Origin of the sequence: Myxococcus sp. AB036A (genome assembly GCF_006547355.1) — a bacterium.
Taxonomy (GTDB): Bacteria; Myxococcota; Myxococcia; order Myxococcales; family Myxococcaceae; genus Myxococcus; species Myxococcus virescens.
Map to the genome: position 1 here is coordinate 21218 of NZ_VHLC01000005.1, position 12188 is coordinate 33405.

Below are 12188 nucleotides of genomic sequence, written 5' to 3' on the forward strand. Positions count from 1 at the left end.
ACTACCCCCTCAGATTGGCCTGCCACGGAGACACGTGGTTCGCGTCGGTCAGCCAGAAGAACATCGCCTGCGTCTCCGCGTACTGCTCTTCGGCAATCCCCGCCAGATTGGGATGCAGCTCCTGGAGGGCAACCCCTTCGAAATCGAACGTTGGCAGGTCCGGGTCGATGCGACCACGGGCCCGCCGGTTGCGGCACTGCCACAGCCGCTGCGTGGCCTGTCCCGCCGCCTGACCGAAGTCGGCCGGAGGCGTCAGCGCATCCGGCATCCGAATCGAATCCTCCCCGCACGCCCACAAGAGCCAGGTCAGCGCGCTCCAGTCCCCACGGGCCGCGCGGGACAAGGCCGGAATCCCCATCCCCTTCGTGGACAGCGTCTCGTCGACATCCACCGAGTCACCATCCGCGTCCTCGACCTCCGTCTGCTCCAGCTCGACGGGCCCGTCCGGCAGCAGGGACGACACATCGGGCGGCAGCCAGGGCACGTTCGTGCCGGGCTTGAAGCGGGAGAGAATCTCCGCGCGCAGCAACTGGAGTCGAGTGGCGTACTTGCGGACCACGGCCTGCACCGCGTCCAGCGCCTTCGTGGGCCCGTCAGGGACCTCATCGAACGTGCAGTGCGCGGGCTCACGTCCCGGCCAGAACTCGAAGCGCGGAAACAGCACCCGCCCGTAAGCCGAGAGGAACTGCCACGAATCCGGCTCCGACGGCGCCAGCGCCTCCGCGTCCTTCTGCATCTGCTCGCCCAGCCCCAGGTTCGCCAGGATGAGGCTCCGGGTGAACAGGTACGCCGAGCGCTCCGGTGCGAGCAGCATCGCGGCCAGGATGAAGTCCAACGCCGCCCGGGGACGGTCCTGCTGGTCGTGGAGCACCGCGAAGCCCCGAAGCAACATCGCGGCCTCCGCGCCACGCATCATCGCATCCGCCAACGCCGCCCGCTCATGGCCCGCGCTGTTCATCACGCCTTCGGCATTCTCGCGAGCACTCGCCTCCGTTCGAGGCAGGGTGAGCGACTCCAGCCATGCCTTCAGCGGGCCCGCATCCAGCGACACGGCGCTCGCCCGCGCCATGGCCAGCAGCGCCTCCCGGTATCGCCGGTCCGCCCGAGCCTGCTCGGCGAACGCACGCCATTCCGCGGCGCTCCTCGGAAGGTTCGAGAACACCTCCGAGGCATCCAACGCCTCGTGGTCCTGGACAACGCCCAGGTCCCGGGTGACGACGGCGTTGCCCTCCGCATCCAGCAGCTTCCACGTGCCGCGCGCGAAGTCGTCCTCCATCTCCCCTTCGTCGAACCGCACCCGAGGGTCCGCGTACTCGTCCACGGCGCGGGAGTGATAGCGGCCATGCCGGCTGCCTTCGTGGAATTCGCTCTCCCAGAGGAGCTGTCCCTCCCGGTCCCAGAATCGGCACAGCCCGTGCCGCTCGGCCTTCGCGTTGAGCGACACGGACGCCCACTGGTCCTGGTCCTCTCGGTACTCAGCCTTCTCGGGGAGGTTCGCGGGCCGTGTGGGGTACGGCTCTCCGGTGGAGGGCACCACGCGTTCACCGGCGCCGTTGTAGTGCAGCACCTGCGTCACGCGGCCGTTCGCGTAGACCATCACCGTGCGGCGGACCTTCTCGCTGACGCCGTTCTCATGCATCCGCTCGGTGGTGAATTGGTCGGACGCGTACCAGGTGCGCGGGCCGTGCAGATGGCCCTGCTCGAACGCGCCATCCTGGGACACCTCCCCGCTCTCATGGAAGCGCTTGAAGGGGCCGTGTGGCTTGCCGTGGACGAAGATGCACTCGTTGCAAAGGGTTCCATCGGCGCGCCAGTACTTCCAGGGGCCGTGCTTCTCCCCCTCCTCGTCGGTGTCGCCGAAGCACCACTCCTCGTCTCCGGCGTCCCATTCCGCGTGGGGCGGAATGCCAGGCGGCGGCGTCCCCTCCTCCGTCAGCTTGCGGTTCGCCGCCCGCTGCTGCTCGACGGCCAGGTCCACGGAGTCCAGCTTGCTCAGCCAGGCCGCGAACGCCGAGGCCGACATCGCGCCCGAGGCGCGCCGGACCTCGACGCCATCCTTGAAGGCCACCAGCGTGGGAATGGAGCGAATCTCCATCCGGCCGGAGACCTCTTCCTGCGCCTCCGTATCGAGCTTGCCGAAGGTGATGTTCGGGAACTCCTTCGCGGCGGCCTCGAAGGTCGGCGCGAAGGCGCGGCAGGGACCACACCACTCCGCCCAGAAGTCCACCACGCACACCCCGGCCTCCTGGGTGATGCGCTCGAAGTTCTCCTGGGTCAACTCAACGGTCTGTCCTGCCACGGCGACTCCCTCGCGAGATGCGTGGGACGATAGAAATGAGCGAGGGCCCTCACGTCAACGGTGCAGTTCACGAACGGCATACGCGACGCTCGAACACCGCCAAGCTCGGGAATCCACACGCGAATCCCGTCTCAGAAAGCGAAAAAGCCCAAACCTTGAGAAGAACGTGCCCACGAACTCCGGCGTGAGCCGCTCGAAGCGCGGGACACCGCCAGTAGACCACCTGGAAGAGGTCACCACGACCCCGGGTGAATCAGCCCCGCGAAACTCCTGAAACAATTACAATACCGGTAGGTCGCTGAGCGAAGGGCCTTCCGCGAATTCAACGGCGGCTGCATCCGTCATCGGGCGGATCGCCGCCAACGTTCTTCATCAGGCTCGGGTATACACGTTGCGTCATGAGTCGCTCATCCTTGGTTGGAACAGTGCTGGGGCAGAAGTATCGACTGCGCCAGCGGATTGGCGTGGGGGGGATGGGCACCGTCTACGAGGCGGAGCAACTGGATGTAGGGCGAACCGTGGCCGTCAAGGTGCTCCGGCAGCACCTCCTCGGCGAGCCGGCCGTGCACGCACGCTTCCGCCGCGAGGCCCAGGCCACCGCGGGCGTGAAGCATCCGAACATCGTCGAGGTGATGGACTTTCACGACGCACCCGATGAACCGCCGTTCCTGGTGATGGAGTTGCTGAAGGGCCAGACGCTGAAGTCGCTGCTGAAGAAGGAAGGCCCCCTGCCCGTGGGACGCGCGGCGGCCATTGCCCATCAGTTGGCGACCGCGCTGGTGGCGGCGCATCACGCCGGCGTCGTCCACCGCGACATCAAGCCCGACAACATCTTCCTGGTCGACTCGGGGACCGAAGCCCTCCACGTGAAGCTGCTGGACTTCGGTGTCGCGCGGCTCATGCATGAAGACGACGCCACCGCGCTGGGCACGGAGTCTGGTGCCTGGGTCGGCACGCCGTCGTACATGGCCCCGGAGCAGATCCGCTGCCGCCCTGTCGACGGACGCGCGGACCTCTACTCGCTGGGCGCCTGCCTGTACCAGATGGTGACGGGACAGCGGCCCATCGACGTGGCGGACAATGTGGCCCTGCTCTCCGCCGTCATGCACCAGGTGCCTGCTCCGCTCAGCGGCGTGCGCACGGACGTGCCGGACGGTTTCTCCCAGGTGGTGGCGCGCACGCTGGAGAAGGACCCGGCCACGCGCTACGCGGACGCCCACGAACTGGCCCAGGCGCTCGAGCCCTGGATTCACGCCGCCTCCGTGGCGGCCCGTTCGGCCCCTCAGCCTGAAGTCGCAAGCGCCGCGTCCCAGGAGCCCGCGAACAGAGCACCGGTGCCCTCAACGCCTGTCGCGGTGGAACACGCCGCCACGCCACACACGAGCTCCGGCCCGCAGCCCGTCCTCGTCGCGGCGGAACACGTCCCCCCTCCGCGCACGCGCTCCCGCCTGCAGACCCTCCTCATGGTCGCCAGCGCGCTGGCGGTGGGCCTCGCCGCAACGGGAGGGCTCGTCTTGACGGCCTCCGGGATGACGCCCACGGAGGAGCCCGCCCGCCTCCGAGTCATCGAGCAGCCCCGCCTGACGGAGAATGGCACCGCCGCGCCCGCGCCCCGCGGGTACACGGACGGCTGGGTCGCCGAGTCCATTGAAGGGCGCCTGCCCGCGCTCGACAGCTGCTACGCGCGGAACGGCGAGGACGCCGCATGCCGTCAGGACACCTACGCCGTGGTCTACTCCCCCGAGGGCATCGTCCTCGGAGCACGCATGCACCCGCCCCAGCTCATCCCGCTCGCCCAGTGCATCAACAAGGCGCTCCGGGGGCTCTCCCTGGGCAAGCCACGCGAAGCCATCGCCGGCGCCGCCACAGTCACACTCAGGCGGGAGTAATCCCTCTCAAGGGAATCAGAACCACAACTCCTCGACCTCTCCCGGCGTGAAGCCCGGCTCCTGGAAGTAGACGCGCCCCTGTGAATTGAGCGCCTTGTGAAGGAACTCCGTCAGCGAGGCGGCGACGCACACGCCGGTCCGCGACTGAGCGCTTTCCACCCAGTAGAGCGGGAGCTTCCCAGACTGCTGTGAGTTGAAACGGTAGGCCAGGAAGCCGTGTTCGCCCACGTCACAGAAGCGCGTCCAGCCGTGCGGGTAGCCGCTGGATTGCGACTCAGCCTGATGGGTCTTGCTCCAGCGCGTCCCGTCGTGGAACTCCAGCGCCCCCGACGCCCGGATGCGGTACACGGCCGCATCCCCCTGGCCGAAGAGCGACGCGCCGTCGCATGCGGCGTAGAACTGGCTGATGTCCGCCGGGATTCCACCGTCGCCCCACAGGTCGCGCCACTTGCTGTGACGCGCCTCCGAGAGTGCCTCGGCCATGCAGTGCTCATCCTTGATGCGCCGGAGCATCGCATCCAGCCCCAGGTCCTCGTGGACCACCCAGCCCGGCACCGGCCGCAGCGCCAGCGTCTCCGCGGACTGGAGCGTCCCCATGAAGCCCGCCGTCAGGGCCATCCGTGCCTTCACCATCCCTGAATCGGTGGCCACCGCGAGCAGGAGCGACACCCGGGACAGCCCGGTGGGCAATCTGTCACTGGACAGGGTTTCGCCCTTCTCCGTGGCGTCGGGCTTGCCCAGCGCCTGGGCCTCCAGCATCGGATTGGGAAAGTCATATTCGCCCGTCAATTGATTGCGAAGGAAGGGGAACAGCTTGCCAATCCAGCCATTGAAGGTATCGCTGCCATAGGCGTGGTGCAGCTTGTAGATGGATTGCCAGAACTTGCGATCCTCCCGTCCCTCAGAAGCTCGGATGAACTGGTCGCACAGCGGCAGCAGGTGCCGGGCCCAGGTTTCCATGCCATACCGAGGAAGCTGTCCGACCTTGTCCCGCAGCTTGCGCCAGTCCTCCGGTGAGCCTTCGAGCGTGATGGTGGGAATGCCGCAGATGCACATCACCACGTAGTCGAAGTACTCCCGCATCGCATCCATCAGCACGATTTGACTGACCACGCGCTCCACCGGCCCCGTCGTGGAGAAATCGCACACCATCAGGTCGTGCAGTGCGGGCGAGTGCCCTTGAATCATCCCGGAGAAGTCGTCCACGACGCCGGGCCAGAAATCATCCGATGCGAGGTCCGTCTGGGACGCGTCGCGTGTCACCACCAACTGCTTGCGCCCCTGGTGACGTACCAGGTCGAACCGCAGCGCCTCCGCGTTGCGGGTGATGTGCAGGGCCAGCCCCTGGGCGATGGTGATCCAGAGGATGTCCGGAGACAGCACCAATGGGCGGTGCCCGCTGAAGGCCAGATGCACCGCCGAGAGCAGTGGATGGGTCGCCTCGGGACGCACGAACCGCGCCTCACGATGGGAGGCCCCGAGCACCTTTGCGTCCAACCGCCCACTCAGGGCTTCGGTGAGTCCGACCTCTTCCAAGGGCAGGACGGCGGGCTTCACGGCATCGACGGCGAACGTCACACGATGGGGCATGCACGCATTACATCGCGCGTGCTCGGATGACGGCAAGCGCCCCATCGAGCGTGAAGGCAGACAGCGCTCCGGCTGGAAACCTCCAGCGGCGCGCGGAGATTGGCACCCGCACCACAACGGGGCGCGGCAACGACAGACCGATGCGCTATTGTCTCGCAGCCGTGGCATCTGCGACACCGCGTCCATCAACTGAGGGGTTCATGCTCTGTTCAAGAAGGTTGTCCCACTCCATCCTGCTGCTACTTCCGCTGCTGCTGGCCCTGACCCAGACGGCCTGCGGTGGCGACACGCCCGAGCCCCGCCAGGATGCAGGCATCCAGACGCCCGACGCAGGCAGGGACGACGCGGGGACGGGCGACGCGGGCACCGATGACGCGGGTACGGACGACGCGGGCACCGAGCCGGACGACGCGGGCACCGATGACGCGGGCACGGAGCCAGACGACGCGGGCACCGATGACGCAGGCACGACCGACGCGGGCACGGAGCCAGACGACGCGGGCACGGACGATGCTGGCACGGAGCCGAACGACGCGGGCACCGATGACGCGGGGACGGACGACGCGGGCACGGAGCCGGACGACGCAGGCACCGATGACGCGGGTACGGGCGACGCGGGCACGGGTGAGGAGGACGGAGGCTCGGGCCCGACGGACGGGGGCACCGGAGACGGGGGCACGGAGCCACCGGAGTGCCCGTTCGGGCCGCCGGATGGCGGTGTCTCGAACCCGGGCGATCCGACTGTCGTCCAGGACCCGACCGCGGACATCCTGGACCGGCTGCGGGCCATTCCCGGCCTCACCGTCGCGGAGAACCCCAACGGCGTCACGGTCCCCGCGGGTCACCGCTTCTTTGTCATGGAGTACGACCAGCCCGCCGACCACGCACGCCCCGAGTGCCAGCGATTCAAGCAGCGATTGGTCCTGCTGCACCGTTCGGTCACGGCGCCCATGGTCTTCTACACGAGCGGCTACTACGTGTCCCTGACCGCGGGCCGTCGCGAGCTGACGACGTTGCTGGCCGCGAATCAGCTCTCCATCGAGCACCGCTTCTTCCTGCCCAGCCGTCCGGAGCCCGCTGACTGGAGCCAGCTCACCATCAAGCAGTCAGCGGACGACTTCCACCGGGTCGCCCAGGCCATCAAGCAAATCTATTCCGCGTCCTGGGTGTCCACGGGCGTCAGCAAGGGCGGAGAGACCATGGTGTTCTACCGCCGGTTCCACCCGGAGGACGTGGACGCGACGGTGGCCTATGTGGCGCCGCTCGTGCGCGGCGAAGATGAGCGTTTCCCCGCCTTCCAAACCACCGTGGGAGGCCCGGAGCTGGAGTGGTGCCGCGAGCAAATCCACACCTTCCAGCGCGCCGTGCTGAACCGCCGCCAGGACATGGTGGCGCTGCTGCGCGCCTATGCGGTGAACCAGGGCCTCACCTACAACCAGCTTGGCTTCGAGCGGGCCCTGGAGCACGCCGTCATCGAGACGTACTTCGCCTTCTGGCAGTACTCCCTCCCCCAGTACTGCGACGCGTTCCCGGATGACACGGCGTCGCCTGAGTACATGCTGGACATCATTGACTGGGCGGTGGGCCTTGAAGCGTTCTCCGACAACAGCAGCTCCGGCATTGCCGCGTACTACCCCTACTACTACCAGGCGAGTCTGGAGCTGGGCTGGCCCAAGCCCTACGAGGCGCACCTGGGCAGCCTCATCCAGTCCCCCGGAACGAACATCGCGCCGGTGTACTCGACGCCCGGCGTGCCGGTCGTGTTCCGGCCCCAGGCCATGCAGGACATCGAGGACTGGCTCGTGACGCATGGCGAGCGGGTGATGTTCATCTATGGCGACCTGGACCCGTGGACCGCGGCGGCGTTCCCGCTCGGCCATGCCCAGGACTCCTTCGTGTTCACGGCTCTGGGCGGCAACCACGGAAGCGCCATCAACTGGCTTCCCACCACCCTTCGGGACCAGGCCCAGGACATCGTGCGGCGCTGGGCAGGCGTCCCGTCACTGAAGCACGCCCCGGTGCCGCTCCCGGAGGCCGACACCGTCGAGTTCGGCCCGCACCTGCCGCCCCGGCGGCTGCAACCGCCCCCGGCCCCGTAACCCGCCGCGAACGCCGCTTACCGGAGAAGCCGTTCCGGTGAGCGGCTGAATCCATCCAAGCCACCCACGACCGCGGCCCATATCGAGCCGTATCGTGGGCACGCATCTACGGGGCGCCGTCCAGCTTCCCGGCCCGTCACGCTCGGCGCCCTCGTGCCCTGAGCGTGACACCGGCCCGGCGCTGACGTGTCATCCCTCCCACTGACGTGTCAGCGCCGCGCGATACACGGCAGCTCGCTCGCCAAACATCGAAAATCACATACGTTTGAGCAGAAACAACCGTGGCACATGTCGTGCTCAAGCCACGGAGCGATGCTGCTCCACAAGCACCTCACCCCCGAGCTGAAGTCCCGGCTCGAACGGCTCACGACACGCAATGGCTGGACGCTCCGGAAGACCATCCAGAGTGGTCTGGACCACGGAGACTCCCAGATGGGTGTCTACGCGGGTGACAGCGAGTCCTACGCGCTCTTCTCCCCGCTGCTACATCCCATCATCCGGGACCATTCGGGCCATGACCTGAGCGAACACACGAGTGACTTCTCACTCGACGGGCTGCCCCAGGATGACTTAGACCCCACGGGCGAGTTCATCCTCTCCACGCGGGTCCGCGTCGGACGGAACCTGGCCCGGTATGCCTTTCCTCCGGCCATTGGCGCCAGGGACAGGGCCGCGCTGGAAGCCGAGGTCGTCCAGGTCCTCTCCCGTCTGAGGGGTCACCTCGCGGGCGAATACCATCCCCTGGCCAGCCTCTCCGAGGCAGAGCGACGGGAGCTGGTGCACCACCACGTCCTGTTCCAGCAGTCGGACCGCTTCCTGGACAGCGCGGGCGTCAACCGCGACTGGCCGCGCAACCGCGGCATCTTCCACTCCGCGGACATGCGCTTCATCGTCTGGGTCGGGGAGGAAGACGCCCTGCGCATCATCAGCATGCAGCCCGGCTCGGGGCTGGCGCAGACCTACCGACGGCTCCAGACGGCGCTCGAGCAGCTCGACGGGCAGCTCGACTTCGCCCAGGACTCACGGCTGGGCTTCCTCACAGCGTGCCCCACCAACCTGGGCACCGCCATGCGAGCCTCCGTCCTCATCCGCCTGCCCCACCTGTCACGCCGGCCGGACTTCCGCGCGCGGTGTGCCCGCCTGGGGCTCGCGGTGCGGGGCCTGCACGGCGAACACTCCGAAGCCCGGGACGGCATCCACGACGTCTCCAATGCCACCCGTCTGGGCGTCACCGAGCGGGACATCTACGAACAGCTTCGGACGGGCATCCACGCGCTCATGGAGATGGAATCCGCGGCACGAAAGCGTGGACACCCGAAGGCGGCGCCCGGGAACTGAAAGCCCCCGGAGCGCCTCGCATCGCGCTCAGGACTTGGGAATCCAGCCATCCACGAGCGCCTGGTTCTTCTTCACCCACTCCCGGGTGGCCTTCTCCGGCGCGTCCTCGGCCTCGGCGATGGCGCCCATCAGGCTGCCGAGCTGCTGGTCATCCAGCTTGAAGTTGCGCAGCAGCGTCGCGACGTCGGGCAGGTCCTTCTCCAGGCCCACGCGGGTGAGCGTGTGGATGGACTCCTTGGCGCCAAAGACGCCCTTCGGGTCGTCCAGAAACTTCAGGTCCCAGCGCGCGAACTTCCAGTGCGGCTTCCAACCGGTGACCACCACGGGGCGCTTCTTGGCGATGGCGTCCTTGAGCTCCGCAGTCATCGCCGGGCCGCTGGAGGGCACCAGCTTCAGGTCCAGCTTGTACTCCGCGATGGCCTTCTCCGTCGTCGTCATGATGCCCGCGCCAGAGTCGATGCCCACGATGGACTGGTTCAGGTCCTTCGCCTTGCCGTTGAGCTGCTCGATGCTGGTGATGTCCAGGTCCGCCGGGACGACCAGGCCAATCCGGGCGTCCTCGTAGTTGGTGCCCAGGTCCACCACCTTGCCCTGGAAGCGCTCCATGTAGCTCTGGTGGGTGACGGGCAGCCAGCCATCCAGGAAGGCATCCGCGTCGCCGTTGGCGAGCGAGGCGAACACCGGGGCGACGTCCGCCATGGTGGTCTTCACCTCGTAGCCCATGCGGTCTTCCAGGATGGCCTGGACCAGATGCGTCATGGCCACGCCTTCGGCCCAGTTCACGTACACCAGCCGGACCACGGGCTTCTTCGCGGGGGCGGGCGCCTCGGTGTCACCCGCGGCGGGCGCCTTGTTCTCCTGCTTGCATCCGGGGGCGACGAGCAGCCCCGCCACGGCCGTGAGCAGCAGGGGCAGACGATTGAGAGAGGAAATGTTCACGGGACGGGTCTCCTTCATGATGAGCGCGTCCGGGGCTTGCCCAGCGCGTGAGTCAGGCGGTCCAACACGATGGCCAGGATGACCACCGCGATGCCGCTCTCGAAGCCCAGCCCGATGCGGAGCTGGGTGATGCCCTTCAGGACCTGCTCGCCCAATCCCCCCGCGCCAATCATGGCGGAGATGACCACCATGGACAGCGACAGCATGATGGTCTGGTTCACTCCGGCCAGCAGCGTGGGGACGGCGATGGGGAGCTGAACGTTGAGCAGCGTCTGACGTGGCGTCGCGCCAAACGCGATGGCGGCCTCCACGACTTCGGCGGGCACCTGCCGGATGCCCAGGTTGGTGAGGCGCACCGCGGGCGGCATGGCGAAGATGACGGTGGCCACCACGCCGGGCACCTTCCCCAGCCGGAAGAAGAGCACCGCGGGGATGAGGTAGACGAAGGCGGGCATCGTCTGCATCAGGTCCAGGGCGGGCCGCAGCACCCGCTCCACGACGCGGCTGTACGCGGCCCAGATGCCCAGGGGGATGCCCAGCACCAGCGCCACCATCGCCGAGCTGAGGACCAGCGCCAGCGTCTCCATGGTGGCCTTCCACAGGCCCATGTCCTGGATGAGCAACATGCCCAGCGCCGTGAAGACGGCCGTGCCCAGGCCGGACAGGCGCCAGGCGAGCACCATCAACACCGCGATGATGGCGTAGCTGGGCGGCAAGAGCAGCGCGCTCTCCAGGCCGTTGATGCAGGCCGTGAGCACCGAACGGATGGCGTCGAACAGCGGCGCGCCACGCGTGCCCAGCCAGTCAATCAGCTCCTCGAAGCCTTCACCGATTCTCAGTGTGCTCATGTCAGCGCTGCTCCCCCGCGATGCTGGCCAGCAGCGTCGCGCGGCTCACGATGCCCAGGAACGACTGGTCCTCGGCGACGACGGCGATGGGAATCTGAGTCGTGGCCGCCACCGCCACCAGCTTCGCCAGCGGCGTGTCCGGTGACGTGGTGGGCAAGTCGGTGACAAGCGCCCCCTCCAGGCTGTGCTTGTTCTCCGCCATGAGCCGCAGCGTGTCCTCGATGCGAACCAGGCCCACCAGCTTGCGGGCCTGGTTGGTCACGAAGAGCGTGGAGGTGCCCGACTCGCGCATGCGCTTGACGGCCAGGGCGGGCCCGTCCTTCGGGTGCACCACCGACTCCGGCCGCCGCATGATGGTCCGCGCGGTGAGGACCTTGGTGCGGTCCACGTGCTCCACGAAGGCGCGCACGTAGTCGTCCGCGGGGCTCCTGAGGATTTCCTCCGGCGTGCCGAGCTGCGCGATGCGCCCGTCCTTCATGATGACGATGCGCCCACCCAGCTTCAGCGCCTCATCCAGGTCATGGGTGATGAACACGATGGTCTTGTTCATCCGGGACTGGAGCTCCAGCAGCTCGTCCTGCATCTGCCGGCGGATGAGCGGGTCCAACGCGCTGAAGGCCTCGTCCATGAGCAGGATTTCCGCGTCGGTGGCAATGGCCCGCGCCAGCCCCACGCGCTGCTGCATCCCGCCGCTGAGCTCGCGAGGCAGCTTCTCCTCGTAGCCCTTCAGGCCCACCAGCTCGAGCGCCTGCATCGCCTTGGGCCGCGACTCCCGCCGCTCCAGGCCCTGCATCTCCAGCCCGTACTCCACGTTCCGGATGATGCTGCGGTGGGGCAGCAGGCCGAAGTTCTGGAACACCATGGCCATCTTCCGGCGCCGGACATCCAGCAGGCCCGCCCTGTCCGCCCGGGTGACGTCCACGCCGTCCACGTGCACGCTGCCGGCGGAGGGCTCGATGAGGCGGTTGAGGCAGCGGAGCACCGTGGACTTGCCGCTGCCGGACAGGCCCATGATGACGAAGATTTCGCCGGCCTTCACATCGAACGAAGCCTCCTGGATGGCGACGGTGCAACCCGTCTCCTCCAGGATCTGCTGCTTGCTCTGCCCCTTCTCCAGCAGGGCAATGGCCCGCTCCGGGTTGCCGCCGTAGATCTTCCGCAAGCCACGGACTTCAATCTTCTCCAT

Annotated in this window: 8 protein-coding genes; 3 read left to right on the forward strand and 5 right to left on the reverse strand. The window is 67.7% G+C overall.

Going from position 1 to position 12188, the window contains the following annotated elements:
• Position 1: 1 nt before the first annotated feature.
• Complete coding sequence (trxA, locus tag FL344_RS03245; RefSeq protein ID WP_141617480.1) at positions 2-2299, reverse strand: thioredoxin; 2298 nt, start codon at positions 2297-2299, stop codon at positions 2-4.
• Positions 2300-2697: 398 nt separating this feature from the next.
• Between trxA and FL344_RS03250 the strand changes: the two genes are divergently transcribed.
• Positions 2698-4188 carry a serine/threonine-protein kinase gene (locus FL344_RS03250; RefSeq protein ID WP_141617481.1) on the forward strand — a complete coding sequence of 497 codons (1491 nt, stop codon included), beginning with the start codon at positions 2698-2700 and terminating at the stop codon, positions 4186-4188.
• A gap of 15 nt (positions 4189-4203) precedes the next feature.
• Here FL344_RS03250 and FL344_RS03255 read toward each other — a convergent pair whose 3' ends face one another.
• Positions 4204-5745: a DUF4419 domain-containing protein gene (locus FL344_RS03255; protein ID WP_228564740.1), complete on the reverse strand. Its 1542-nt coding sequence runs from the start codon at positions 5743-5745 to the stop codon at positions 4204-4206.
• 251 nt (positions 5746-5996) lie between these two features.
• Between FL344_RS03255 and FL344_RS03260 the strand changes: the two genes are divergently transcribed.
• Positions 5997-7877: a S28 family serine protease gene (locus FL344_RS03260; protein WP_228564741.1), complete on the forward strand. Its 1881-nt coding sequence runs from the start codon at positions 5997-5999 to the stop codon at positions 7875-7877.
• Positions 7878-8189: 312 nt separating this feature from the next.
• Positions 8190-9215: a phosphagen kinase gene (locus FL344_RS03265; protein ID WP_141617561.1), complete on the forward strand. Its 1026-nt coding sequence runs from the start codon at positions 8190-8192 to the stop codon at positions 9213-9215.
• Between the two features lie 27 nt (positions 9216-9242).
• On the opposite strand, the gene FL344_RS03270 is transcribed toward FL344_RS03265, so the two are convergent.
• The 3 genes from FL344_RS03270 to FL344_RS03280 are packed head-to-tail and all read right to left on the reverse strand — an operon-like array spanning position 9243 to position 12188.
• Positions 9243-10154 (reverse strand): glycine betaine ABC transporter substrate-binding protein, encoded by a 912-nt coding sequence (locus tag FL344_RS03270; protein WP_228557797.1) that lies wholly within the window; start codon positions 10152-10154, stop codon positions 9243-9245.
• 14 nt (positions 10155-10168) lie between these two features.
• Positions 10169-11002: a proline/glycine betaine ABC transporter permease gene (locus FL344_RS03275; RefSeq protein ID WP_141589418.1), complete on the reverse strand. Its 834-nt coding sequence runs from the start codon at positions 11000-11002 to the stop codon at positions 10169-10171.
• 1 nt (position 11003) lies between these two features.
• Positions 11004-12188, reverse strand: coding sequence for a glycine betaine/L-proline ABC transporter ATP-binding protein (locus FL344_RS03280; protein ID WP_141589417.1), 1185 nt, complete (start codon positions 12186-12188; stop codon positions 11004-11006).